The organism is Nonomuraea sp. NPDC047529, from assembly GCF_040642995.1.
In the GTDB taxonomy this organism is placed as follows: Bacteria; Actinomycetota; Actinomycetes; order Streptosporangiales; family Streptosporangiaceae; genus Nonomuraea.
Window position 1 is genome coordinate 115,442 of sequence record NZ_JBEYTJ010000001.1, and the last position, 24,568, is coordinate 140,009.

A 24,568-nucleotide genomic window follows, 5' to 3' on the forward strand; every position below is an offset into this window, starting at 1 on the left:
TCACGTCGCGGATGGCTTACAGTTCGGGCATGGCAGGTGTTCTGATCGGCCTGGCGTTGCTGGCCTTCTGGCTCTTCTCACTCTTCGACGTCATCACCGCACCCGAGGAAGAGGTCAGGAACGTACCAAAGGCGCTCTGGGTCCTCATCGTCGTGCTGATCCCGCTTCTCGGCGGCGTGATCTGGATGCTGCGCGGGCGGCCGAAGGCCGAGCGCGACCCGTGGCCGGTGCCGCCGGGCCCGGGCGCGCCGAAGGGCCCGGACGACGACCCCGACTTCCTGAGAGATCTCGACCGGCGGATGCGCGGCGACGACTAACCGCTGACGTCGGCGTAGCTGTGCAGGCCGGAGATGAAGATGTTGACGCCGACCAGGTTGAACATCAGGCACCCGAACGCCAGCAGCTGCACGATCATGGCGGCCCTGCCCCGCCAGCCGGCGGTCACCCTGGCGTGCAGGTAGGCCGCGTACGCCACCCAGGTGATGAAGGACCAGACCTCCTTGGGGTCCCAGCCCCAGTAGCGGCCCCAGGCGCGGTCGGCCCAGAGCGCGCCGGCGATGACGGCGAACGTCCACAGCGGGAAGGCCAGCACGATCGCACGGTGGGCCACCCGCTCCAGGTCGTCGCGGCTGGGCAGGCGGGACAGCCCGTCGCCGCGCACCAGGAACAGCACACCCGACACGCCGGCCAGCGTGAACAGCCCGCTGGCCAGGATCGCCGCGCTGACGTGGATCGCGATCCAGTACGAGTTCAGCGCCGGCACCACGGGCCCGGCCGCCGTGTAGAGCACCTTGACCGCGAACCCGAGCCCGAGCGTCGCGGCGATCATCACGAACGCGCCCAGGAACCGCACGTTCTGACGCACCTGGGTGAACAGGAACGCGGTCACGGCGGCGAGGCAGATGGCCACCACGAACTCGTACATGTTGCCCCACGGCCACCGGCCGACCGCCAGGCCGCGGGTGATGATGGCCCCGAGGTTGGCCGCCCAGCCGATCCAGGCCAGCACGAGCGCGATGCGCCCGGCCTTGGCCCCGCCTCCCATGACGGGCACGGGGTCGGCGACGGCCTCCTCCGCCTCGGGCGCGGAGTCGCCGTCCGAGGGGGCGCCGACCGTGACGGGCTGCCGGGCGGCCCGTTTCACGGCGGCCTTGCCCAGCACGGCCCTGCCGAAGGCCAGCTCCATCGCGAAGCCCACCATGGCGAAGATGTAGAGCAGGACGGTGGCGACGACGAAATTGTCGCTCAGCTCGGCCAATTGCTCAGCGGACATGCTGTTCTCCTGCTGATAGAGCCTTGACGATCTCGGCGAACTCCTCGGCGAAGCCCGCCGCGGAGCCCTCGGTGCGGGTCAGGCCGCCCACGTCGACCCGCCCTTCCTTGATCCGCACCCAGACACGGCGGCGACGGATCATCAACGACAGCGCGATGGCGACGACCGCGACCGCCGCGGCGATCAGCGCGGGCACGCGCCCCGGGTCGTAGGCGGTCTGGAGCGTGATCCACTCCTTGACGCCGGTGAACTCCAGCTTCCCGGCCCCGCCGGGCAGCGCGGTCGACTCCCCCACCGACAGCGGCTTGGTCGCGAACGATCCCCGCACCACCGGGACGACCTTGCCGTCGAGCTCGTCCGGCAGGATCTTGTAGACCGACTGGGGCTTGCCCGACCGCATGCCGAGGTCGCCCACGTAACCGCCCAGGAGCTGCACCTGCGGCTGGAGCTCGCCGGGGAAGGCCGAGGCGTAGTTGCCGTCGGTCAGCGGCACGCTGGTGGGCAGGAAGCGCAGCAGGAACCCCAGCTGGGACGGCTGCGCGTCGGGCGCCTTGACCACGCACGACGAGGTCAGCGTGGCCTTCTGGTCGATCAGGCAGGCCACGGGCCCTTCGTAGGCGACCTGGCCCTTGCCGTCGGTGACCTTGAAGACGGGCGCGTAGCCGTGGCCGATCAGGTACGTCTGCGTCCCGTCGACCTCAAGCGGGTCGTTGACCTTGAGCTCGTAGTCGCGGACGGGCGCGCCGGGCTCGTCGTGCACCTTCAGATAGGCGGAGTAGTCGAGCTCCTGGCCCTTCTTGTCGCCCTCGACCTGGTAGGTGGCCTTGAAGTCGGACAGCTCGAAGGAGAACGGCTGTAGCGACTCGGCCGAGACCCGGCTGCCGGGGATGAACCTGTCGTAGGCGGCCACGGTGTTGGCGAAGCCGTCGCCCTCGACGACCAGGACGTTGCCGCGGTAGCCGTACAGGGAGCCGAAGCCGACCGCGAGCAGGATGCCGATCAGCGCGACGTGGAAGAACAGGTTGCCGGTCTCGCGCAGGTAGCCCTTCTCCGCGGCCACCCAGCCGTCGCCGGTGACGACGCGGAAACGCAGCTTGCGCAGCCGTCCGGCGGCCTCCTCGACGGTCAGGTCGCCCTCGAAGGAGTCGGCGTGCGGCAGCCGGGACAGGTTCTTGGGGGCCGCGGGCGGCTTGCGGCGCAGCTCGCGCAGATAGGTCGCGGTGCGCGGGATGATGCAGCCGACGAGCGAGGTGAACAGCAGCAGGTAGACGGCGGCGAACCAGACCGAGGTGAACACGTCGAAGAGCTGGAACCGGTCGTACCACTCGGCCAGGGTGGGGTTCTGCTGGTAGAGCAGCGCCACCTTGTCGGGCTCGACGCTGCGCTGGGGCACCAGCGAGCCGGGGATCGAGCCCAGCGCGAACAGGAAGAGCAGGATCAGCGCGGTCTTCATCGAGGTGAGGGTGCGCCAGCACCATCGGAGCCAGCCGACGGGCCCCAGCCTGGCCTGCCGCGGCTCGCGCTCCTCACGCACCAGCTCGTCGACGCTCATCAGATCACCGGCTCGAACGCGCCGATGAGCCCCTGCATGGCCGCGATCATCGCTCCCCAGAGTCCGGTGACGAGCAGCAGCCCGACGGCCACCATCATGACCCCGCCGATCCTGGTGATCAGCTGGGTGTGCCGGCGCACGGCCCGGAACGTGCGCAACGCCTTGCTGTAGGCCAGGGCCGCGGCCACGAAGGGCAGCCCGAGACCGAGCGCGTAGGCGACGGCCAGCAGGGCGCCGCGCGAGGCGCTGCCCTCGTTGAGCCCCAGCGTGAGCACGACGGCCAGCGTGGGGCCGATGCACGGCGTCCAGCCGAGGCCGAACACCACGCCGAGCAGCGGCGCGCCGGCCAGGCCCGCGGCCGGCAGCTTGTGGATGCGCACGTCGCGCATCGGGCCGGGCAGCACGCCCAGGAACGCCAGCCCGAGCAGGATCGTCAGGACGCCCAGCACCCGCGTGATGATCTGGGCGTTGCCCAGCATGATCGAGCCGAGCCCGCCGAACAGCGCGCCGCTGAGCACGAACACCAGCGCGAACCCGGCCACGAACAACACCGTGCCGAGCACCAGCCGCCCCCGCTTGGGGTCGGCGCTCATGCCCGTCACGTACGACAGATAGCCCGGCACCAGCGGCAGCACGCACGGCGACAGGAACGACACCACCCCGGCCAGCAGCGCGATCGGCAGCGCGAGCAGCAGCGAGCCCGAGGCGACGACGTCACTCATCGCGCACCTTGGTGAGCGTGTTCATCAGGTCGGTGTACTTGACCGCCCCGAGCGCCCTGGCCGCGACCCGCCCCTGCTTGTCGATGACCAGCGTGGACGGGATCGCCGCGGGCGGCACGGTGCCCTGGAAGGACAGCGCGACCTTGCCGGGCTGGTCGAAGATGTGGGAGTAGCCGGTCTGCTCGGTGCGTTCGAAGGCGATGGCGTCGGCCTGGCGGTCCTTGAAGTCGACGCCGATGAACTGCACGTCGCCCTTGGTCTTGGCGGCGGCCTCCTTGAGCACCGGCGCCTCGGCCCGGCACGGGCCGCACCACGAGGCCCAGAAGTTGATCACCACGACCTTGCCCTTGTGGGCGGCCAGCGAGGCCGTGCCGCCGTCGAGCGTGGGGCCCTCGACCGGCGGGGCCGCCTTGCGGTCGGAGACGTCGAAGACCTGGATCTTGCCGTCGCCCGCGACGAACCGGGTGTCGCCCACCTGGGGCTGCCCGCTCTGGTTGGCCGCGCAGCCCGTGGTGAGCGCGGCCAGCGCGGCCAGGAGAACGAGGGAGATGGACGTCGCGCGCACGGAGGATGATCTCCTTGTACTACAACCGGTAGAGCTTGCAACTCTACCGGCGGGGACTCATGGCCCGGACATCAGGCCCCTGGTATCGACGGCCCCGCACTCAGCGATCCGGCCGGCTCGCTGTAGCCGACACTGACCAGGCGGTCGCCCTCGAAGGTGAAGGTGGTGAGGCTGGCCAGCGCGCACTGCCTGCGGCGCGGGTCGTGCCAGAGCCGGCGGCCCTCGGCGGCCATCCTGATCGTCCAGATCGGGAGCTGGTGGCTGACCAGGACGGCCTCGTGCCCGCGCGCGGCGGCCCTGGCGTCGTCGACCGCCGACTTCATCCGCGCCACGATCGCCGGGTACGCCTCGCCCCACGACGGGCGCAGCGGGTTCCAGAAATAGCGGTAGTTGCGCGGGTTGCGGAGGATGGCCAGCCCCTGGCCGACCGGACGGCCCTGCAGCATGTTCGCCGCTTCGAGCAGGCGGTCGTCCTTGGTCACGTCGAGGCCGAGCTTGTCGGCGAGCGGAGACGCGGTCTCCAGCGCGCGTTCGAGCGGCGAGCTGTGGACGGCGACGATGTCGCGACCGCCGACGGCCTTGGCGACCGTCTCGGCCATGAGCCTGCCGGTGTCGGACAGGTGGTAGCCGGGCAGCCTGCCGTACAGGATGCCGCCGGGATTGTGCACCTCACCGTGGCGCAAAAGGTGGACGACGGTGGTTTCAGCCATGGTGTGCCACAGCCTATCCGTTTCGATGCCGGTCATAGTCAGGGGCTGCCTGGTCCGGCATTTCGCGCGGCGGTAGGGTCGGGGACGACTGCGCCTAGGGTTCCGCGTCCGGCCTGCCCTCCCCCGCCACCACAACCAGGGCCGGAAGACAGGTCCGAGCGGCGCCACGGCCCCCGGGGGGTCGTACAGCTGACGGGACAAAAGCCTGGAGGCTCCTCTCCGTCACCCCTGGAAGGAGTCGCCCGCATGAGCCCTTGGGCGCTGGTCCTCATTCTCGTCGCCGCCGTCGCGCACGCCACCTGGAACCTGCTGAGCAAGAAGGCGGCCCAGGCCGACGGGATCGTCTTCCTCTGGCTGATCGGGGTCGTGGCCACGGTGGTGTGGAGCCCGCTGTTCGCCGGGTTCCTGCTGGTCACGGGCGCCCGGCTGTCGTGGGGCGACCTCGCGGTGATCTGCGGCAGCACGGCCCTGCACCTGGGGTACTTCGTGCTGCTCCAGCGTGGCTACGGCGCGGGTGACCTGTCGCTCGTCTACCCCGTCGCCCGCGGCACCGGGCCGATGCTGGCCAGCCTGGTGGCCGTGCTGCTCCTGGGCGAGCATCCGGCGCCGGCCGGCGTGGCCGGGATCGTGCTCGTCGGGGTCGGCGTGTTCATGATGAGCGGCGGCGCGGCCGGGCGCGGCGACCTGCGGGGGCTGGTGTCCGGGCTGGTCGTGGGGCTGTTCATCGCGGGGTACACGGTGTGGGACTCGCAGGTGGTCAGCGCGTTCGCGGTGGCGCCGATCATGCTCAACTACCTCGGGGAGGTCGGGCGGGCGCTGGCGCTCACGCCGTTCGTCGCCGGGGCCAGGCGGCGGCTGGTCGTGAGCGTGTGGCGGGAGCACCGGTCGCGGATCGTGGGGGCGGCGTTCCTGATCTTCCTGTCGTACCTGCTGATCCTGGTCGCGTTCACGATGGCGCCGGTGAGCGTGGTCGCGCCGGCGCGCGAGGTGAGCGTGCTGATCGCGGTGGTGCTCGGCGGGCGGCTGCTGGCCGAGGGCGACCTGCGGCGGCGGCTGCTGGCGGCGGGCGTGATCCTCGGCGGCGTGGTGGCGATCGCGCTCAGTTGAGCGCGGGCGCGGGGGCGGGGGCAGGCGCGTGGCGGGTGCTCAGCTGACCGCCCAGGCGTTCTCCTGCTCGCGGCTGACGGCGACCAGCGCCTCGACCGTGGCCCTGATCGCGGGACGGCGGGCCGCGTCGGTGCGCCACACCGCGTAGATGCGGCGCGACTGCCGCGGCATGAGCGGGACCAGCCGCACGCCGTCGGGCACGCAGTCGCGGCCCAGCCGCGGCACGATCGCGCAGCCCAGCCCGGCGGCGACCAGGGCGAGCTGGGTCGGGTACTCGTCGGCCATGCAGGCGATCTCCGGCTCCAGCGAGGCGTTGCGCAGCGTGAAGACCAGCCAGTCGTGGCAGACCGTGCCGGGCGAGGAGCTGATCCACTGCTCGCCGTGCAGCTCGGCCAGCCCCACCTCCCTGCGCCCGGCCAGCGGGTGACCGGCGGGGATCGCGACGTCGGCCACGTCGTCGAGCAGCGTGGCCCTGGACAGGCCCTCGGGCATGGCGATGGGCCGGTTGAGCCAGTCCTGCATCACGCCCAGGTCCAGCTCGCCCCTGGCCACCTCGCGCAGCACCCGCTCGGGCTCGCGCTCGTAGAGGTGCACGTGCAGGTCGGGGTGGTTCTTCTTGAGCCGGACGACCGCGCCGGGCATCAGCCCGCGGGTCGCGGTGGCGAAGGCGGCGATGCTGAGCCGGCCGACGACCTCGCCGCGCAGGGCCTCGAAGTCCGCCTCGGCGGTCTCGACCAGGGCGAGGATGCGTTCGGCGTGCTCGGCGAGCAGGCCTGCGGCGTCGGTCAGCCGGACGCCGCGCCCGTTGCGCTCCATGAGCCGGGCGCCCGTCTCCCGCTCCAGCTTGGCGATCTGCTGGCTGACGGCCGAGGGCGTGACCATGAGCGCGTCGGCCGCCGCGCCGACCGAACCGTAGACGTGCACGGCGTGAAGAGCCTTGAGCCGGTTCAGGTCCAACATGTAAGCCAGACTAAAGGGTTTAGCGTAGAAAGTCTCGCTTGTGGTTGTATCTGAAGCAGATGAAAATATATGCATGCGAATCATTAAGAGCAGGAAGCCCGAGACCCGTTCCACCTCGTACCTCAAGGTGCTCGCCGAGCAGGCCCGCGAGCAGCGCAACCGGTACCAGAAGACCCGCTCTGCGTGAGCCCCCGCCACCTCGCCCTCGCCGTCGGCCTCGCGGCCGTCTGGGGCTTCAACTTCGTCGTCATGCAGGTCGGCCTGAAGTACTTCCCCCCGCTGCTGTACGCGGGCATCAGGTTCACCCTGGCGGCGTTCCCCGCCCTGCTGCTCGTGGGGCGGCCCGGAGTTCCGTGGCGCTGGGTCGCCGGGGTGGCGGCCACGCTCGGAGTGGGTCAGTTCGGCCTGTTGCTGGTGGGCATGCGAGCGGGCATGCCGGCCGGGCTGACCTCTCTCGTCCTGCAGATGCAGGCGCTCTTCACCGTGCTGTTCGCGGTGACGCTGCTCGGTGAGCGGCCCACCGCCCGCCGCGTCCTCGGTCTGGCGGTCGCCTTCGGCGGCCTGGCCCTGGTCGCGTTCGACTTCGGGGTGTCCGGCCCGCTGGGCGCCTTCGCCCTGTGCGTGGCCGCCGCCGCGGCCTGGGGCCTCGGCAACGTGGTGCAGCGCAGGGCCGCGCCGCCGGACTCGCTGCGGTTCATGGTCTGGGTGAGCGCCTTCTCGGCGCCGCCCCTGCTGCTGCTGTCGCTGCTGGTCGAGGGGCCGCCCGTGCTGACCGCCCCCGCCGAGGGATGGTTGTCGCTGGCCTACGTGGCCTTCGTCTCGACGCTCGGCGGGTTCGGCGTGTGGGGCTGGCTGCTGCGCCGGTACGACGCCTCGACCGTGGCGCCGTACACGCTGCTCGTGCCGGTGTTCGGCATGTCGTCGGCCGCGTTGGTGGCCGGCGAGCCGCTCTCCTGGATCGAGCTCCTGGCCGCGGCCCTCATCGTCGCCGGCGTGCTCTACGCCGGCACCAGGCCGCGCCGGGTCACAGAACCGCCGCGGCCGCCTTCGCCGCTGCCGGCAGGGCGTCGGCGATCCGGTTGAGCGCCTCGTCGTCGTGGGACGCCGACAGGAACCACGCCTCGTACGCCGACGGCGGCAGATAGACACCCTGGTCGAGCATCGCGTGGAAGAACGCGGTGAAGGCCGCGGTGTTCTGGGCCTTCGCCTGGTCGAAGTTGCTCACCTCGGCCTCGGCGAAGAAGATCGAGAACAGGCTGCCGGCCCGCTGCAACCGGTGGGGCACGCCCGCCTTCGCCAGCGCCTCGGCCGCCGCGTCGCCCACCGCGAGCGCCGCCGCGTCGATGCGCGCGTAGGCGTCGGCGTCGAGGGCGCGCAGGGTGGCCAGGCCGGCCGCGCAGGCCAGCGGATTGCCCGACAGCGTGCCCGCCTGGTAGACCGGGCCCTCCGGAGCCAGGAAGGCCATCACGTCGGCCCGGCCGCCGAACGCCGCCGCGGGCAGGCCGCCGCCCATGACCTTGCCGAACGTCATGAGGTCGGCGTCGACGGGGTCGAGGCCGTACCAGCCGGCGGACGAGACGCGGAAGCCGGTGAGCACCTCGTCGACGATGAGCAGCGCGCCGTTGGCCGTGCACAGCTCGCGCAGCCGGGCGTTGAAGCCGTCGCGCGGCGGGACGACGCCCATGTTCGCCGGGCACGCCTCGGTGATCACGCAGGCCACCTCGGCCGCCGCGAACGCCTCCTCCACCGCCTGGACGTCGTTGTACGGCAGCACGATCGTGTCGGCCGCCGACGCCCCGGTGACCCCCGGCGTGTCCGGCAGCCCGAACGTCACCACCCCTGACCCTGCCGAGGCCAGCAGCGCGTCGACGTGCCCGTGGTAGCAGCCGGCGAACTTGATCACCTTGGACCGCCCGGTGAAGCCGCGCGCCAGGCGCACCGCGCTCATCGTCGCCTCGGTGCCGGAGCTGACCAGGCGCACCTTCTCGACCGGCGCCATCCTGGAGACGATCTCCTCGGCCAGCTCGACCTCGCCGGGCGTGGCGGTGCCGTAGGAGAAGCCGTGGGCGACCGCGCCGGAGACGGCCTCGACGACCGCGGGATGCCGGTGGCCGAGGATCATCGGACCCCAGGAGCAGACCAGGTCGACGTAGCGGTTGCCGTCGACGTCGGTGATGTAGGGCCCCTGGCCGGAGGCCATGAAACGCGGCGTGCCGCCCACCGCGCCGAACGCGCGCACGGGCGAGTTGACGCCGCCGGGCACCACTTCCCTGGCGCGGGCGAACAGGTCCTCGGAGTTCTGTGTACGGCTCACCCGACCCAGGTTAGCCCCGCGTACCGGTGCCCTCGCCGCAGGGCGTGGTCAGTCGGCCAGCCATTCCAGGATGCGCAGCGGGTCGGGCAGCGGGCGGCCGTCCGGCGGGCGGAGCCAGGAGACCGGCTGGCCCGTGGGCAGGGTCGAGGGCGGCGCGAGCACGTAGCTGTCGCGGCAGTGCCAGCGCAGGCCCGGCGTGTCGTCGATGGTGGCCGGGTCGCAGTCGAGCTGGCAGGACCACCACTCGTCCTCGTCCTCGGGGTTGCCGCGGGTGGCCACATAAAACAAGACCCGGTCGCCTTGAGCGGCGACCGGGCCTGGGTGGGCATCGGCGGCGTCGATCCTGGTGAGGGCCGACAGGCCGGAGGCGAGCGGTACGTCGAACACGTCGAACACGCGCCCTGTGGGCAGGATCACGTTGGCCTCGGGCTCGCTCTCCCACCAGCGGGTCAGCAGCGTCGTGTCCGTCGTGGCCTGCATGTGCCAGGCGGGCGAGAGCGGATGGGCGCCCGGGTCTGGACAGCCGACGCGGTCGCACGAGCACGCGCGGGGGCCGTGACGCAGCGGAAAGGCCCCCGGCACGACGGGCCAGCCCAGGGACGCGTACTCCAGCACAGTATCGATGCGCGTCGGCCGCGACCGCTTTCTGGTACGCCGAGCCAGTGGTACCCCCACCATGGTGTCTCCCGTCGAAGTCCAGCGCCTGAGGAGGTCCCGGCTCCGGGCCGTTCGCGCACCGCGGGACACACCAGCACTTGTTATCGCACTCTAACGCACAGGCCTCAGGAGTTGACGGGAAACCCCATGGTTAGAGCCCTCGTGCCACTTCCGTCGCCCAGTACGTGAGGATCAGGTCGGCGCCGGCGCGCTTGATGGCGACCAGCGACTCCATGATCATCCGCTCGCGGTCGACCCAGCCGTTGGCCGCGGCCGCCTCGACCATCGCGTACTCGCCGCTCACCTGGTACGCCGCCACCGGCACGTCGACCGCGTCGCGCACCCGGGTGATGACGTCGAGGTAGGCCAGCGCAGGCTTGACCATGACGGCGTCAGCGCCCTCCGCCAGGTCGAGCCTGACCTCGCGCAGCGCCTCCTCCAGCGGACCGGCCGGGTCCTGCTGGTGGGTGCTGCGGTCGCCGAACTGCGGCGCGCACTCGGCCGCCTCGCGGAACGGGCCGAAGAAGGCGGAGGCGTACTTGACGGAGTAGGCCAGGATCGGGACGTCCGCGTAGCCGGCCCCGTCGAGCGCGGTCCGGATGGCGCCGACCTGGCCGTCCATCATGCCGCTCGGCGCCACCATCTGGGAGCCGGCGGCGGCCTGGGCCACCGCGATCGAGGCGTAGCGCTCAAGCGTGGCGTCGTTGTCGACGTCGCCGGACGGGGTGAGGATGCCGCAGTGGCCGTGGTCGGTGAACTCGTCGAGGCAGGTGTCGGCCATGACCACGAGGGCGTCGCCGACCTCGGCGTTCACCTCGCGCAGGGCGACCTGGAGGATGCCGTCGGGGTCGTCGGCCGCCGAGCCGGTCGCGTCCTTGACCGCCGGGATGCCGAACAGGATCAGGCCGCCCACGCCGGCCTCGGCCGCCTCGTGCGCGGCCTTGCGCAGCGAGTCGCGGGTGTGCTGGAACACACCCGGCATCGACGCCACCGGCTGCGGCTCGTCGATGCCCTCCTTGACGAACATCGGCAGGATCAGGTCGGCGGCGTGCAGCCGGGTGCCCGACACCAGCCGGCGCAGCGCCGGATTGCGGCGCAGGCGCCGGGGACGTGCGACGGGGAACTGGGCGCTCACTTGGCTCTCCTCCTGGCGCCACGGCGGTTCTGGGAGGGCTTGCGCGGGCTGTCACCCGCGGCCACGGCCGCCTGGCGCTGCTTGGCACCGAACTCGGCCAGCGCTGCGGCCAAGGCGGATGCGGATGGCTTGTCGGACATGACGTCGACCCGGAGCCCGAACTCCTCGGCCGTCTTGGCCGTCTGCGGCCCGATCACCGCGATCACGGTGACGTTGTGCGGCTTGCCCGCGATGCCGACCAGGTTGCGCACGGTGGAGGACGAGGTGAACAGCACGGCGTCGAACCCGCCGCCCTTGATCGCCTCGCGGATGGGCGCGGGCGGCGGCGCGGCGCGGACCGTCCGGTACGCCGTCACGTCGTCGCACTCCCAGCCCAGCTCGGTGAGCCCGGCCACCAGCGTGTCGGTCGAGATGTCGGCCCGCGGCAGCAGCACCCGGTTGATCGGGTCGAGCATCGAGTCGTAGGGAGGCCACTCGGCCACGAGCCCTTCGGAGGACTGCTCCCCCGAGGGCAACAGGTCGGGCTTGACGCCGAACTCGACCAGGGCCTGGGAGGTGGCCTCGCCCACGGCGGCCACCTTGAGCCCGGCGAAGGCCCGCGCGTCGAGCCCGTACTCCTCGAACTTCTCGCGCACCGCCTTGACGGCGTTGGCGCTGGTGAAGGCCACCCACTCGTAGCGGCCGGTGACCAGGCCCTTGATGGCGCGGTCCATCTGCTGCGGCGTGCGCGGCGGCTCGACCGAGATGGTCGGCACCTCCTCGGGCACCGCGCCGTAGGCCATGAGCTGCTCGGACAGGCTGCGCGACTGCTCCTTGGTACGCGGCACCAGCACCCGCCACCCGAACAGCGGCTTGGTCTCGAACCACGACAGCCGGTCGCGCTGCCCCACGGCCTCGCCGACCACGATCAGCGCGGGCTCGGTGAACCCGGCGTGCTTGAGGTCGGCCTGCAGCCGTCCGAGCGAGGACACGACGGTGTACTGCTCGGTGGTGGTGCCGCCGCTGCTGACCGCGACGGGCGTGGTGTCGGGCTTGCCGCCGGCGATCAGCGCCTTGCCGATGGCGACGGCCTCGGTGATGCCGTTGTAGATCACCAGCGTGCCGCGGGTGGCGGCGTGGGACGACCAGTCCTGCTCCTGAGCGGCGTCGACGACCCGGAACTCGGGCACGGCCGTGGCCGCCGGGATGCCGGCGTAGGTGAGCACCGCGGTCGCGGGCGGCACGCCGGGCACGATCTCGAAGTCCACCTCCGCCGCCACGCAGGCCGCGACCTCGTCGTCGATCGAGGAGAACAACATGGGGTCGCCCGCGCACAGGCGCACCACGAGCTGCCCGGCCTTGGCCCGCTGGACGTAGTCGCCCTCGGCGACCTCGACGCCCTCGCGGCAGTACTTGAGCAGCGGGCCGAACTGCTCGTCGTCGAGCACGACGGCGTCCGCCTTGCCCAGGAGTTCGGCGGCGCGGAGCGTCAGCAGGTTGGGGTCACCGGGACCCGCCCCCACGAAGGCGACGAAACCGGAGGTTGGACTATCGGAGCTCAATGGGAATGCTCCCCCATCAATCTGTCGGCCCCTTCGGCGATCATCTCGGCCGCCAGGAGGCGGCCCAGCTGTGCAGCCTCCGAAGGAGAGCCGGCGGCGGACTTGCGGACCGCTTCGCGGCCGTCGATGGAGACGACCGTGGCGGTCAGGTTCAGAGTGTGCCCGTCATCGGCCGCGAAAGCACCCACGGGAGCGGCGCAGCCGGCCTCCAGTGCGGACAACACGGCGCGTTCGGCGGTCACCGCGCTGCGCGTGCGCGGGTCGTCGAGCACTGCCAGGGTCTCGACCAGGTCGGCGCGGCCGGCCAGGCACTCGACGGCGAGCGCGCCCTGGCCGGGGGCGGGCAGCAGCTCCTCGACCTCGAAGATCTGCGCGATCTCGCCGCCGCGGCCGAGCCTGGTCAGCCCGGCGCTGGCCAGCACGACGGCGTCGAGCTCGCCCGCGGCGATCTTGCCGATGCGCGTGTCGGCGTTGCCGCGGATCGGGACGTACTCAAGGTCGGGGCGCAGCGCGCTCAGCATGGCGACCCGGCGCGGCGAGCCCGTGCCGACCCGGGCCCCGGCGGGCAGGTCGGCGAACTTGTGCGAGCCGACCAGCGCGTCGCGATGGTCGTGGCGCTCGGGGAGCGCGGCCAGCGTGAAGCGCGGGTCCTGCTTGGTCGGCAGGTCCTTGAGCGAGTGGACGGCGAAGTCGATCTCGCCCTCGACCAGCTTGTCCCGCAGCGCGCTGACGAACACGCCGGTGCCGCCGAGCTGCGCCAGGTGGGCCTTGGTCACGTCGCCGAAGGTCGTCACGCCCACCAGCTCGACCGGACGCCCGGTGCGCTCGGTGAGGGCGTCGGCCACCATCTGGGACTGCGTGGTCGCCAGCACACTGCGGCGGGTGCCCAACCGCAGGTTCACAGCTCCACCTCCCTCACGGCCGCGGGCATCTTCGGGTCGAGATCGAACAATTCACGCAGGGCTTCCGCATAATGATCGCCCCCTGGACCGGCGGCGAGCTGCTTGACACGCACAGTCGGCTCGTGAAGCAGTTTGTCAACGACCCTCTGCACGGTCATGGCGACTTCGTCCCTGGCCTTGTCGTCGAGATCGGGCATACGCATCATCAGGCGGCCGAGCTCGGACTCGACCACGCCCGCCGCCTTGCTGCGCAGCGCCACCACGGTGGGGGTGACGCGGGCGGCGCGGGCGGCGTCGAGGTAGGTGTTGAGCTCCTCGGCCACGAGGGCGCGCACGGACTCGACGGCGTCGCCGCCGTGCGAGCCGATGCCGGACTCCTGGATGGTCTCCAGGTCGACCAGTGTGATGCCGGGCACCTCGCGCACGGCCGGGTCGATGTCGTGCGGCAGCGCCAGGTCCAGCAGGAACGCGCCCCTGGTCAGCATATCCGGGGTGATGACGTGCCGCCCCGCGCCGGTGCAGGTGATGACGACGTCGGCGCCCGCCAGCTCCTCGGGAACGGCGGCGAACCCGACGGCCCGGCCGCCGACCGAGTCGGCCAGCCGCGCGCCCCGCTCGTACGTGCGGTTGGCCACGACGATGTCGGTGACGCCGGCGCGCTGCAGCGTGACGGCGGCCAGCGAGCTCATCGAGCCGGCGCCCACCACCAGCGCCCGCCGCCCGGCCAGGTCGCCCGCGAGCGCGAGGCCCGCCGAGACCAGCGAGGGGCCCGCCTGGTCGATGCCGGTGTCGGCGTGGGCGCGCTTGCCGACGCGCAGCGCCTGCTGGGTCAGCTCGTTGAGGGTCGCGCCGACCGTGCCGTGCTTCTGGGCGAGCTTGAGCGCCTGGCGGACCTGGCCCAGGATCTGGCCCTCGCCGACGGCCATGGAGTCGAGGCCGCACGCCATCGAGAACAGGTGCTCGACGGCCCGCTCCTCGTAGTGCACGTAAAGATGCGGGGTCAGCTCGTCGGCCGGCACACCCGAGTGCACGGCCAGCAGCCCGCTGATCGAGGTGACCGCGGCGTGGAAGCGGTCGACCGTGACGTAGATCTCGACCCTGTTGCAGGTCGAGATCACCATGGCCTCCGCGACGCTGGCGTCCTGCTGCACGTCGTGCAGCAGCTTGACCAGCGCGTCACCGGTCACCGAGACGCGTTCGAGAAGAGCCACCGGAGAGGTCCGGTGGCTTAGTCCGATCGCCAGAACACTCATTGACCGTCCACCGCCATGAGTGGCCCCCCAGCTTTGCGTTGCTCGTGGAACGCGAGAATCTGCAGTTCGATTGACAGGTCGACCTTCCGGACGTCGACGGTGTCCGGAACGGTGAGGACGACTGGGGCGAAGTTCAGGATGCTGGTCACGCCCACGGCGACAACGCGATCGCACACTTCCTGCGCCGCTGCCGCCGGTGTCGCCAGTACCACGATCGAGACTCCACGCCGCCTGATGACGGCTTCCAGTTCGTCGATGTGCTCCACATTCAACCCCGCGATGGTGTCGCCCACGACTTCGGGGTCGGCGTCGAAGAGCGCGGCCACGCGGAAGCCCCTGGAGACGAAACCGCCGTAGTTCGCCAGGGCGCGGCCGAGGTTGCCGACCCCGACGATCGCCACCGCCCAGTCCTGGGTGAGGCCGAGTTCGCGGGAGATCTGGTAGACGAGGTACTCCACCTCATAGCCTACGCCGCGGGTGCCGTACGAGCCGAGGTGCGAGAGGTCCTTGCGGAGCTTGGCCGAGTTCACGCCCGCGGCCACGGCCAGGTCCTCCGAGCTCACGGTCGCGACGCCGCGCTCCGCCATCCCGTGCAGCGCCCGCAGGTACAACGGAAGCCTGGCGACCGTCGCCTCGGGGATGCCGCGGTCACGGGACTGGGACGTGCTCTTCACGTGCCGGAGCTCCAGGGAACGGGCGGTGGGGACCGCGTGAACGGATTAGAACCGTCTTTCAGGTTAATCCCTTTGTGAACCGATGCACAAAGTAGGGGCGCTACCGTTGGGGACATGCATCGCATCACCTTGCTCGGCAAGCCCGGCTGCCACCTCTGTGACGACGCCCGCGCGGTCATCGCCAGGGTGGCCGGAGAGCTGGGTGTGCCGTGGGAGGAGGTCAGCATCGACTCCTCCGAGGAGCTGAGGGAGAAGTACTGGGAGATGATCCCGGTGACGTTGATCGACGGCGTGCAGCACGACTTCTGGCGGGTCGACGAGACCCGCCTGCGCGCCGCCCTGGCCTAGAACATCACGGTGGGCAGCGGCACCACCTTCGCGGCGTTGACGTTGAGCTCGATCACGTTGGTGGCCAGGACCATCGCCTGACGCTCGTTGAGGAAGCGCTCGACGTGCGGCTGGCGCTGGTGGTCGCGGTAGGCGACCTCGTCCCGGTAGAGCTCGTAGACGATGCGCTGCAGGGGGGCCGACTTGACGGCGTGGCAGGCGTAGACGAGCGTGTCGGGCTCGCTGCGGCGCACGGCCTCGACGGTGGCCTCCGCCAGGCGGTCGAACGCGGCGCCGGCGCCGTCCATGATCGTGAAGACGGTGAGCAGGCCGTAGATGCTGGGCGCGGGACGGCCCCCGCCCTGCTGCGGCTGCGGCTGCGGTTGCGGTTGCGACGGGCTGAACAGCTCGGCGCCCGGGTAGGCCACGCCGGTGCCGGGCATCGAGTAGTCGGGCCGCTGGGGCGGGGGCTCCATGCGCGGGGAGGTGTCCATGCGCGGGGGCGGGGAGCCGTTCATGATGTAGCCGGTCGCCGGGCCGGTGTCGGGGGCGGCCCCCATGCGGGCGGCGTAGTCGACCTGCTGGTCGCCCGCCCGGTACTCGGCCACCAGGTCGCCCAGGCCGGGTGAGCGGCGCGGGGGCGCCACGGGAGGCGGCTCGGCGGCCGGCACGGGCTCCGGCGCGGCCCTGCGTCCCGGCCGGTGCTCCCGGTCGTCGTGCGGCGCCTCAAGCTCGTCCTCGTCGTCGTCCTCGTACGGCGCCAGCGGGCGCAGCACGGTGTACCAGATCGCCGCCGAGCCCACCGCGAGCAGCGCCGTGGTGAACAGCGGCGGGACCGCGAACCGCATGGCGCCCACCAGCGCGATGCTCGACGGCGCGATGACCAGGACCGCGTGCAGGTTGTCGGTGTCGTACTCGTCGCCGCCGCGCCACTTGAGCGCGGCCACCACCACGCACGCCAGCAGGACGAGCACGTCGATCGCGTGCACGCCGATGAGCAGCTTGTCCGGGATGAGCCCCCACAGGGCCGAGCCGGACGGCAGCTTCTTGCCCAGGTCGGTGGACCTGAGCGGGTCGAAGGTCAGGATCGCGACGGAGACGACGGTGAGCGCGATGCCGAACAGCCATGCGAGGAATCTCGGCGGCACCTTGTCGGCCATCAGCTGGATCAGGCCCACGGCCAGCCAGAGCGGCGCCAGCAGCGAACCCGTCACCTGGTAGATCCGGAACGTGACCGGCCCGAAGCCCAGGACGGAGCCGATGGCGACCACGGCCAGCGACAGGCACAGGGCTCCAGCTGCAACGGTCCAGGCGATCAACCAGCCCTCGGGCTCGTCGCGCAACCGGCGGATCAGGGCTCCGGTCGCGACGGCGGCGAGGAGCGCACCGGCAAGGGCTATGACAGCAACAAGGATCTCCATGGTGACTCCAATGCTGCCGGACGATGCCTCCCGGCCGGTAGCCGAAGAGAAAACAGGCGCTCCATGAGGGGCTTCGCCGCAGGCTGTGGGGTATGCGCCTATACGGTATAGGGCGATTACTCGTAGCCATGCCAGCGGGCACGGATTGTGGAATTTCGAGTTGATTTCTAGAGTATTCGAGCACGCCGCACCCCTTACCCCTAGGGATATCGGATGCCTGATTCGTGGCCGTTCGCCGGGCTGCTTGCTCCGCCGGTCGCTGGACCTGCCCGGACGGGCGAGCTTGGCGTGCGCGAAGAAGTGCGCGAAGAAGTGCCCGACGACATCCGCACGCTGGTGCTGCACGCCAAGAACGGATGCACGGACTCCTTTGGCACGCTCTACGACCGCTACGTGGACCTGGTCTACCGCTACATCTACTTCCGCGTCGGCGCCCACCAGCTCGCCGAGGACCTCACCAGCGAGACCTTCCTGCGCGCGCTGCGCAGGATCGGCGACTTCACCTGGCAGGGCCGCGACTTCGGCGCCTGGCTCGTCACCATCGCCAGGAACCTGGTCGCCGACCACTTCAAGTCCGGCCGCTACCGACTGGAGATCCCGACGGGGGAGCTGATCGACGTACCGCTCGAAGGCTCGCACATCCCGGAGAACGCGGTGGTCACCGCCATCATCAATGACCGGGTGCTGCGCGCCGTCCGCGATCTCAATCCCGACCAGCAGGAATGCGTGGTGCTGCGCTTCCTGCACGGCCTCTCGCTCGCGGAAACCGCGTTGATCATGGGGAAGAAGAGTGGAGCGATCAAAGCGCTGCAGTTTCGAGCCATTCGAACGCTCGCCAGGGCACTCAAGCACGACCTGGCGTAACCTCCCCCACCCGCACCTCGTTAGGCCAGTTGTCACGGCTGGATCCCTCAGGGAGCTGTCATGAGTAGGGCGCGCAGGCGGCGGGAGCTCGTCATCGAGCGTCTCACGGAGCTGCGGGGCCCGTCCGTGGGCGGCGGGCCGGAGCCGGCCTTCCGCGAGCGGCTGCGCGAGGACCTGGTCTCCGGCCGCCTGCTGCTGTCGGCCCCCGACGAGGAGCGCGCCCCGGCCCCGGCCGGCCCGCCCGTCCGGCGCCGCCGCCCGCTGCTGTCCCAGCTCGCCACGTTCGGCCTGGCGGGGGTCATGGTGATCGCCGCCTTCACCACGTACCAGGCGGTCCCTGGCGACACGCTGTACCCGCTCAAGAGGGCCGCGGAGAGCACCTTCGTGCACCTGAGCACCGACGACGCGGAACGCGGCGCGCGCGAGCTGGCCTCGGCCGAGACCCGTGCCAAGGAGGTCGCCAGCCTGCTCGGCTCGTCCACCGACAGCCCGCTGGTGGGCGAGACGCTCAAGGACATGGAGGACTCCACCCGCTCCGGCATCAGCCGGCTGGCGCGGACGCAGCCCCGCTCGTCCAAGATCAAGAAGTTCGCGCAGAAGCAGCGGGACGTGGTCGAGCCGATGCTGGACCAGCTCAACGAGGCACAGAAGGGACAGGCCGCGGGCTACCTCGACTACATCGAGGGGCTCGTGGCACCGGCTAGGTAAGCTGAACCGCATGTGGCGGCTAATGCGACGACGACACGAGGTTGGGGCCGAGGCCGCCGGCGAGGCCGCGGCGCGGGCGGCGGTCACCGTCGCGCCGGCCGAGCCGGTCGAGCCCGACCTGGAGGCGGCGGCCTTCTTCGACGTCGACAACACCATGATGCGCGGCGCCTCCATCTACCACTTCGCCCGCGGCCTTGCCACGCGCGGCATGTTCACCACCTCCGACCTGCTGAAGTTCGCCGTGGGCCAGGCCGTGTTCCGGCTGCGGGGCAACGAGAACCCCGAGCACATCGCGGTCGCCCGGGAGACCGCGCTCGCCTTCGTCGCGGGCGCCAAGGTCGACGACGTCGTCCATCTCGGCGAGGAGATCTACGACGAGGTCATGGCCGACCGCATCTGGGGCGGCACGCGCGCGCTCGCGCAGAGCCACCTCGACGCCGGCCAGCGGGTGTGGCTCGTCACGGCCACGCCCGTCGAGCTGGCCCGGGTCATCGCCCAGCGGCTCGGCCTCACCGGCGCGCTCGGCACGGTCGCCGAGACGGCCGGTGGCATCTACACCGGCCATCTGGTGGGCGACCTGCTCCACGGCCCGGCCAAGGCGGAGGCGGTGCGCGCGCTGGCCCGCCGCGAGGGGCTCGACCTGACCCGCTGCACCGCCTACAGCGACTCGGCCAACGACCTGCCGATGTTGTCGCTGGTCGGCAGCGCGGTGGCGATCAACCCCGACAGCGAGCTGCGCGAGCACGCCAGGAAGCACGACTGGCCGGTCAAGGACTTCCGCACCGGCCGCAAGGCCACCATGACGGCCCTGCCGATCGCTGCCGGGGTCGGCGCGATCGCGGGCGGCGTCGCGGCGGGCATCGCCCTGCGCAGGCACTACCGCTCCCACTGACCCGCCTATCGCAGGCGCTCGAACAGCTTCGCGGCCTCGGGCTGCCGCCATTCGAGCCGGTTCGGATCGTCCTTGGCCGGCTTCCACGGCACGGTGACGAACGACATCCGCGTCGCGGACGTGCTCGTGGCCAGCTCGACCATGGATTCGAGGCTCATGTCCGTCTTGATCGACTTGCTCACCTGTCCGAGGAAGGCGTTCAGCCGGTTCGGGTCGGAGGCCGCGCTCTTCGCCTTCTTCAGCAGCGCCAGCATCAGGATCTGCTGCCGCTTGATCCGCTGGACGTCCGAGCCGTCGCCGTAGCGGCGCAGGCGGGCGTAGCCGAGGGCGCTCTCGCCGTCGAGCTGGACCCTGCCCGCGGGCAGCTTCAGCTTCGACGCCTTGTCGTCCACGGGCGTCCTGAGCGTGATCTCCACGCCGCCGAGCGCGTCCACCATGCCCTTGAAGCCGGTGAAGTCGACCTCGACCGTGTGGTCGATGCGGACGTCGGTCAGCTTCTCCAGCGTCTTCCTCAGGCAGCTCGCTCCCCCGGAGTTGTACGCCGAGTTGATCATGTCCCGTCTCGCCGGCTGCGACCCGCACGCCGGGATGCGCACGAGCGAGTCGCGCGGCAGGCTGACCCCGACGGCCGCGCCGCGGTCGGCGGGCACGTGCACGAGCAGGATGGTGTCGGAGCGCCCGCCGCCCTTGCCGGGGGTCCTGGCCATGGCGGGGCCGTACTTGGCGTTGCCCGGCCCGTCGCGCGTGTCCGAGCCGATCACCAGGATGTTGCGGGCGCCGCTCATGTCGGCCGCCCCCGGGCCCATCGCCGGCGCGGCCACGGTGTTGCCGTTGACCAGCAGGGTCGGCACCGCGACGGCCGCGGCCGTGCCCACGGCGACGAGCCCGGCCGTCCAGAAGGGCGTCCACCTGCGGCGCGGGCGGTCCCGCAGCAGGCGTTCGCGCTGGCGGACGAGCGTCGCGGGCGGCTCGTGCTCCAGAGCCCCGCCGAGGTCGCGGAGCATCCTCAGATCGTCCATGGTCACTCCTCCTCCAGCATGGGGTTGGTGTCGCCGAGCGCGGCCCGCACCTTCCGCCTGCCCCTGTTGAGGCGGGAGCGCACGGTTCCGATCGGGATGCCGAGCGCCTGGGCGGCCTCCTCGTACGTGAGGTCCCCCCAGGCGATCAGCAGCAGGACGTCCCGGTCCTTGGCGGGAAGCGCGGCCAGGGCGCCCGCCAGACGGGGTCCGGCGGCCTGCGCGGTGACCCCCGCGGCGACGCGGTCGGCGGGCGACTCCACGTCGTGGTCGACGGGGGCACGCAGGAACGCCCGGTAACGCGCCGCCTCCTTGCGGTGGTGGCGGGAGATGAGCTTGGTGAGAATCCCGAAGAGCCACGGCCTGGCGTCGGGGTACGACAGGTCGTAGCTCTTCCTGCGGGAGAAGGCGACAAGGAACGTCTCACCGACGAGATCCTCGGCGGGCTCGGGGCCGAGGCGTTTGGAGACGTACCGGTAGAGCATGGCGGAGTAGCGGTCGAACAGCTCGGCGAACGCCTCCGGTTCCGTCAAGGAGGCGCTCACCAGCTCCGAGTCCGCCCCTCTGGTGGCGGGTTGCGTGATCATCTCCGCCCTTCTGTGGGGAATCGGTCACGGATGTCTTGCCACAACCCGCCAGGAGGGTTCAGATCTCCTTGAGGAAGCCGCCGTCCACGGCGATGTCGGCGCCGGTCGTGCTGCCCGAACGCGGCGAGACCAGCAGGGCGACCATGTCGGCGATCTCCTGCGGGCTCACCAGACGCCCGGTGGCCAGCTTCATCATGCCAGGGGCGACCTGGGCGATCACGTCGTCCTTCGACGCCCCGGCCATCCCGGCGATGACGTCGGCGGCGCCGCCGTCCTTGGTCCACCAGTCGGTGAGCACCGGGCCGGGCGAGATCGTGTTCACCCGGACGCCCTGCGGGCCGTACTCCTCGGAGACGGCCTTGCTCACGTGGTTCATGGCGGCCTTGGCCGCGCCGTAGTCCACGTTCATGGCGCCGGGCTGGCGGGCCGAGCCGGAGGAGATGTTCACGATCGAGCCGCCGCCGCGCTCCACCAGGTGGGGCACGGCCGCGCGGATCATGCGTACGGCCGAGAACAGGTTGAACTCGAACATGGCCTGCCAGTCGTCGTCGCCCGGCGTCAGGAAGCCGATCCGGGGCAGCGTCACGCCGGGGGGCGGCCCGCCGGCGTTGTTGACCAGGATGTCCACGCCGCCGAACTCCTCGACGGCGCGGGCGATCACCTGGGCGGGCGCCTGCGGGTCCATCAGGTCCACCGCGACGTGCGTCACCTTGGCGTCGGGCGCGGTACGCGAGGCCGCCACGACGTGCACGCCCTCCTCCGCCAGGGTGCGCGCCACGGCCAGGCCGATGCCCTTGGACGCGCCGGTGACGACGGCCACACGGCCGGAAAGCTGGAGATCCATCGAAGAGGTTCCTCTCGGGTGTCAGTGACTACACCGGGAAGAACACCGGCCCTGCGCGACCGGTTGCACTCTCACAGAAGCGGCGGGAAGGCCGGCCCTCTACGCAGCCGCAACTCGTTGAGCATCTGCTGGATGACCTCACGCACGTGGTCGGTCAGGTTGAACACCAGCATCGGGTCGTCGGCCGCGGCGGGCTCGTACTCGTCGGTGCGGATCGGCTCGCCGAACTCGATCATCCACTTCGACGGCAGCGGCACCAGCCCGAGCGGCCCGAGCAGCGGGAAGAACGGCGTGATCGGCAGGTAGGGGACGCCGAGCAGGCGGGCCAGGAACTTCAGGTCGCCGATCTTCGGATAGATCTCCTCGGCCCCCACGATGGCCGTGGGCACGATCGGCACGCCCGCGCGGATCGCCGAGGCCACGAACCCGCCCCGGCCGAACCGCTGCAGCTTGTAGCGCTCGGAGAACGGCTTGCCGACCCCCTTGAACCCCTCGGGGAACACCCCGACCAGCTCGCCCTTGCGCAGCAGCCGGTCGGCGTCCTCGGGGCAGGCCAGGGTGTGGCCGGTCTTGCGGGACAGATGGCCGAGCAGCGGAAGCTGGTAGACCAGGTCGGCCCCGAGCAGGCGGACGGCCCGCCCGGCCTCGTCGTGCAGCGCGACCTGCATCATGAGCGCGTCGACCGGCAGCGTGCCCGAGTGGTTGGCCACCACCAGCGCGCCGCCCTCGGCGGGCACGTTCTTCAGCTCGGCCGTCTCCACCCTGAACCAGTGGTGGTAGAGCGGCCTGATCAGTTCGAGCAGCACCTTGTCGGTCAGCTCGGGGTCGTAGCCGAACTCGTCGACGTCGTACTCGCCGGTGATGCGCCGGCGGACGAACGCCAGCACCCGGGCCAGCGGATCGGGCTCCTCGAACGAGGGCGCGGCGCGGATCGGGATCACGCGGCCCTCCTCTTCGTCGTGCGGCACGCTCACGTACGCACACCTCCGAACGGATGCATACCCCGCGAACGCACGAAGTCGTCGAAGGCCGCCGCGGTGGTGTACTTGGGCCGCCAGCCCAGCTCGGCCTCCAGCTTGGAGGTGTCGACCGCCCGGCCGTAACTCATCAGCCGGAGCTGCTCGGGCGAATACTCGACGAGGCCCACCCGGCGCACGGTGTTGCCGAGCGCGCGGAAGACCGGCGAGAACAGCGGCAGCGACGCCCGCCCCGCCCGGCGCGCGCACTGCGACAGCAGCAACACGCCTGCCCCGGCCACGTTGAACGTGCCGGGGTGGTCTTCGTTCGCCATCCTGCGCAGCACCTCGACCGCGTCGTCCTCATGGACGAACTGCAACCGCGGATCGAAGCCGAACACCGTCGGCAGGACGGGCTGGGTGAAGTAACGCGTGAGCGGCGAGTCGACGCCCGGACCCATGAAGTTGGCGAAGCGCAGCAGCGACACCGTGACGTCGGGCCGGCGGCGCGCGAAACCGCGCACGTAGCCCTCGACCTCGGCCGCGTCCTTGGCGTAGCCGTGGACAGGGCCTTCGTGCGGCTCCAGGTCCTCGGTGAACACCGCCGGATCGCGCGGGGACGAGCCGTAGACGGCGGTGGTGGAGCGCACCACCACGCGCCGCACGGTCGACGACCGCTGGCAGGCACCGAGCAGTTGCATGGTGCCTATGACGTTGTGCTCCTTCATGGCAGCCCTGCCGTCGCCCTTGGACGGGGCGCTGACCAGGCTCATGTGCACAACGGTGTCGATGTCCGCGGCCGCGATCACCTGAGCGATGTCGGGGCTGCGCAGATCGACCCGGACGAACTCCGTCCGGCCCAGAGTGATGCCGCCGTCCCGCGTCAGCGAGGGGGGCGGCACGGTGTCCACTCCGATGACGCGGCTGATCTCCGGGTCAGCCGCGAGGACGCTCGCCACCCGGGCGCCTATGTGGCGCGAGACCCCGGTGACAAGCACGGTGTGGGTCATCAGCGCCTCGCAGCTGCGTCGGTTACTTCTTGTTACGCCGCTGGATGCGCGTCTTCTTGAGCAGCTTGCGGTGCTTCTTCTTGGCCATCCGCTTGCGGCGCTTCTTGATCACAGAGCCCACGGGACCCCCAGGTACTGATAGCAAGTCTGAATCGATGTGCGAGCGCACACCGGGTGACAGACTACCGGCGATCCGAGGTGGATCGCCCCTTGGGGGGTGAAAGCCCGGCCTCGTGGTGCGCAGGCCGGGCCTCTCCCGCGACCGAATTCACGGCGCGTTCGGGCGCGCCGCTACTTCAACCTGCCTCGATGTAGGCCTCCCGCAGATAGTCGTGGACCGCCTGCTCGGGCACTCTGAACGACCGGCCTACTCGGATGGCCGGCAGCTCACCTGAGTGGACGAGCCGGTACACCGTCATCTTGGACACCCTCATGACCGTCGCCACTTCTGCCACGGTCAGGAACTTCACCTCGCTGAGAGGTCTTTCGCCTGCACCCATCGGACGCCTCTTCCGCACGTGTTTCCGGGTTATCCCCACTGGTGCCATTGCTCACGCACGTGTACTGCCGTCAGCGTA

28 protein-coding genes are annotated in these 24,568 nt (G+C 71.0%); 7 read left to right on the top strand and 21 right to left on the bottom strand.

Annotated elements, in window-relative coordinates:
* Positions 1-29: 29 nt before the first annotated feature.
* Positions 30-317 (top strand): PLD nuclease N-terminal domain-containing protein, encoded by a 288-nt coding sequence (locus ABZ815_RS00605; protein WP_357692416.1) that lies wholly within the window; start codon positions 30-32, stop codon positions 315-317.
* On the opposite strand, the gene ccsA is transcribed toward ABZ815_RS00605, so the two are convergent.
* The 5 genes from ccsA to ABZ815_RS00630 all read right to left on the bottom strand — a co-directional run bounded on the left by ccsA (position 314) and on the right by ABZ815_RS00630 (position 4,822).
* A complete protein-coding gene (ccsA, locus tag ABZ815_RS00610) occupies positions 314-1,273 on the bottom strand; it encodes a cytochrome c biogenesis protein CcsA (protein ID WP_357692419.1) in 960 nt (319 codons plus the stop codon). The two genes, ABZ815_RS00605 and ccsA, sit on opposite strands and share 4 nt — an antisense overlap.
* A complete protein-coding gene (locus tag ABZ815_RS00615) occupies positions 1,263-2,825 on the bottom strand; it encodes a cytochrome c biogenesis protein ResB (RefSeq protein WP_357692421.1) in 1,563 nt (520 codons plus the stop codon). Before ABZ815_RS00615 ends, ccsA begins: the two co-directional genes overlap by 11 nt.
* A complete protein-coding gene (locus ABZ815_RS00620; RefSeq protein ID WP_357692423.1) occupies positions 2,825-3,547 on the bottom strand; it encodes a cytochrome c biogenesis protein CcdA in 723 nt (240 codons plus the stop codon). The genes ABZ815_RS00615 and ABZ815_RS00620 overlap by 1 nt, the downstream gene beginning before the upstream one ends.
* Positions 3,540-4,112 carry a TlpA disulfide reductase family protein gene (locus tag ABZ815_RS00625; protein WP_357692425.1) on the bottom strand — a complete coding sequence of 191 codons (573 nt, stop codon included), beginning with the start codon at positions 4,110-4,112 and terminating at the stop codon, positions 3,540-3,542. Before ABZ815_RS00625 ends, ABZ815_RS00620 begins: the two co-directional genes overlap by 8 nt.
* Before the next feature lie 71 nt (positions 4,113-4,183).
* Complete coding sequence (locus ABZ815_RS00630) at positions 4,184-4,822, bottom strand: histidine phosphatase family protein (protein WP_357692427.1); 639 nt, start codon at positions 4,820-4,822, stop codon at positions 4,184-4,186.
* Positions 4,823-5,068: 246 nt separating this feature from the next.
* Between ABZ815_RS00630 and ABZ815_RS00635 the strand changes: the two genes are divergently transcribed.
* Positions 5,069-5,929, top strand: a complete 861-nt coding sequence (locus ABZ815_RS00635) for a DMT family transporter (protein WP_357692429.1) — start codon at positions 5,069-5,071, stop codon at positions 5,927-5,929.
* Positions 5,930-5,968: 39 nt separating this feature from the next.
* Here ABZ815_RS00635 and ABZ815_RS00640 read toward each other — a convergent pair whose 3' ends face one another.
* Positions 5,969-6,889, bottom strand: a complete 921-nt coding sequence (locus ABZ815_RS00640) for a LysR family transcriptional regulator (protein ID WP_357692431.1) — start codon at positions 6,887-6,889, stop codon at positions 5,969-5,971.
* Positions 6,890-7,072: 183 nt separating this feature from the next.
* Between ABZ815_RS00640 and ABZ815_RS00645 the strand changes: the two genes are divergently transcribed.
* Positions 7,073-7,972, top strand: coding sequence for an EamA family transporter (locus tag ABZ815_RS00645; protein ID WP_357692433.1), 900 nt, complete (start codon positions 7,073-7,075; stop codon positions 7,970-7,972).
* On the opposite strand, the gene hemL is transcribed toward ABZ815_RS00645, so the two are convergent.
* From hemL to ABZ815_RS00680, 7 genes are all read right to left on the bottom strand, one after another.
* Positions 7,914-9,203: a glutamate-1-semialdehyde 2,1-aminomutase gene (gene hemL / locus ABZ815_RS00650; protein WP_357692435.1), complete on the bottom strand. Its 1,290-nt coding sequence runs from the start codon at positions 9,201-9,203 to the stop codon at positions 7,914-7,916. The genes ABZ815_RS00645 and hemL overlap by 59 nt on opposite strands.
* A gap of 48 nt (positions 9,204-9,251) precedes the next feature.
* Positions 9,252-9,881, bottom strand: coding sequence for a bifunctional DNA primase/polymerase (locus tag ABZ815_RS00655; RefSeq protein ID WP_357692437.1), 630 nt, complete (start codon positions 9,879-9,881; stop codon positions 9,252-9,254).
* Between the two features lie 130 nt (positions 9,882-10,011).
* A complete protein-coding gene (gene hemB / locus ABZ815_RS00660; RefSeq protein WP_357692439.1) occupies positions 10,012-10,995 on the bottom strand; it encodes a porphobilinogen synthase in 984 nt (327 codons plus the stop codon).
* A complete protein-coding gene (locus ABZ815_RS00665; protein ID WP_357692441.1) occupies positions 10,992-12,497 on the bottom strand; it encodes a bifunctional uroporphyrinogen-III C-methyltransferase/uroporphyrinogen-III synthase in 1,506 nt (501 codons plus the stop codon). The genes hemB and ABZ815_RS00665 overlap by 4 nt, the downstream gene beginning before the upstream one ends.
* A 35-nt stretch (positions 12,498-12,532) precedes the next feature.
* The gene (gene hemC / locus ABZ815_RS00670) at positions 12,533-13,438 is read right to left on the bottom strand and encodes a hydroxymethylbilane synthase (RefSeq protein ID WP_357692443.1); all 906 of its coding nucleotides are present in this window, start codon (positions 13,436-13,438) and stop codon (positions 12,533-12,535) included.
* The gene (locus tag ABZ815_RS00675; RefSeq protein ID WP_357692445.1) at positions 13,435-14,691 is read right to left on the bottom strand and encodes a glutamyl-tRNA reductase; all 1,257 of its coding nucleotides are present in this window, start codon (positions 14,689-14,691) and stop codon (positions 13,435-13,437) included. The genes hemC and ABZ815_RS00675 overlap by 4 nt, the downstream gene beginning before the upstream one ends.
* Entirely contained in the window at positions 14,688-15,365 is a 678-nt protein-coding gene (locus ABZ815_RS00680; RefSeq protein ID WP_357692447.1) for a redox-sensing transcriptional repressor Rex, read from the bottom strand. Before ABZ815_RS00680 ends, ABZ815_RS00675 begins: the two co-directional genes overlap by 4 nt.
* 114 nt (positions 15,366-15,479) lie before the next feature.
* Between ABZ815_RS00680 and ABZ815_RS00685 the strand changes: the two genes are divergently transcribed.
* Positions 15,480-15,713, top strand: a complete 234-nt coding sequence (locus ABZ815_RS00685) for a glutaredoxin family protein (RefSeq protein ID WP_357692449.1) — start codon at positions 15,480-15,482, stop codon at positions 15,711-15,713.
* Here the strand turns inward: ABZ815_RS00685 and ABZ815_RS00690 are convergent.
* Entirely contained in the window at positions 15,710-17,113 is a 1,404-nt protein-coding gene (locus ABZ815_RS00690) for an antibiotic biosynthesis monooxygenase (protein ID WP_357692451.1), read from the bottom strand. The genes ABZ815_RS00685 and ABZ815_RS00690 overlap by 4 nt on opposite strands.
* 213 nt (positions 17,114-17,326) lie before the next feature.
* On the opposite strand from ABZ815_RS00690, the gene ABZ815_RS00695 reads away from it, so the two are divergent.
* Genes ABZ815_RS00695 through ABZ815_RS00705 form a run of 3 tightly spaced genes read left to right on the top strand, consistent with a single transcriptional unit; the run spans position 17,327 to position 19,577 of the window.
* Positions 17,327-17,977 carry a sigma-70 family RNA polymerase sigma factor gene (locus ABZ815_RS00695; protein ID WP_357692453.1) on the top strand — a complete coding sequence of 217 codons (651 nt, stop codon included), beginning with the start codon at positions 17,327-17,329 and terminating at the stop codon, positions 17,975-17,977.
* 60 nt (positions 17,978-18,037) lie between these two features.
* Entirely contained in the window at positions 18,038-18,685 is a 648-nt protein-coding gene (locus tag ABZ815_RS00700; protein WP_357692455.1) for a DUF5667 domain-containing protein, read from the top strand.
* Positions 18,686-18,707: 22 nt separating this feature from the next.
* Positions 18,708-19,577, top strand: a complete 870-nt coding sequence (locus ABZ815_RS00705; RefSeq protein ID WP_357692457.1) for an HAD-IB family hydrolase — start codon at positions 18,708-18,710, stop codon at positions 19,575-19,577.
* A 5-nt stretch (positions 19,578-19,582) separates the two neighbouring features.
* Here the strand turns inward: ABZ815_RS00705 and ABZ815_RS00710 are convergent, their stop codons facing one another.
* The 7 genes from ABZ815_RS00710 to ABZ815_RS00740 form a co-directional block, all read right to left on the bottom strand.
* On the bottom strand, positions 19,583-20,596 hold the full coding sequence (locus ABZ815_RS00710) for an LCP family protein (RefSeq protein WP_357692459.1): 1,014 nt from the start codon (positions 20,594-20,596) through the stop codon (positions 19,583-19,585).
* A gap of 2 nt (positions 20,597-20,598) precedes the next feature.
* Positions 20,599-21,180, bottom strand: a complete 582-nt coding sequence (locus tag ABZ815_RS00715; RefSeq protein ID WP_357692461.1) for an RNA polymerase sigma factor — start codon at positions 21,178-21,180, stop codon at positions 20,599-20,601.
* A 58-nt stretch (positions 21,181-21,238) separates the two neighbouring features.
* Positions 21,239-22,024 (bottom strand): SDR family oxidoreductase, encoded by a 786-nt coding sequence (locus tag ABZ815_RS00720; RefSeq protein ID WP_357692463.1) that lies wholly within the window; start codon positions 22,022-22,024, stop codon positions 21,239-21,241.
* 71 nt (positions 22,025-22,095) lie between these two features.
* Complete coding sequence (locus tag ABZ815_RS00725) at positions 22,096-22,965, bottom strand: lysophospholipid acyltransferase family protein (protein ID WP_357693534.1); 870 nt, start codon at positions 22,963-22,965, stop codon at positions 22,096-22,098.
* 29 nt (positions 22,966-22,994) lie between these two features.
* The gene (locus ABZ815_RS00730) at positions 22,995-23,990 is read right to left on the bottom strand and encodes an NAD-dependent epimerase/dehydratase family protein (protein WP_357692465.1); all 996 of its coding nucleotides are present in this window, start codon (positions 23,988-23,990) and stop codon (positions 22,995-22,997) included.
* A 22-nt stretch (positions 23,991-24,012) separates the two neighbouring features.
* Positions 24,013-24,111 (bottom strand): AURKAIP1/COX24 domain-containing protein, encoded by a 99-nt coding sequence (locus tag ABZ815_RS00735; protein ID WP_018654693.1) that lies wholly within the window; start codon positions 24,109-24,111, stop codon positions 24,013-24,015.
* Between the two features lie 175 nt (positions 24,112-24,286).
* Positions 24,287-24,490, bottom strand: coding sequence for a helix-turn-helix domain-containing protein (locus tag ABZ815_RS00740; RefSeq protein WP_026214222.1), 204 nt, complete (start codon positions 24,488-24,490; stop codon positions 24,287-24,289).
* Positions 24,491-24,568: the final 78 nt, after the last annotated feature.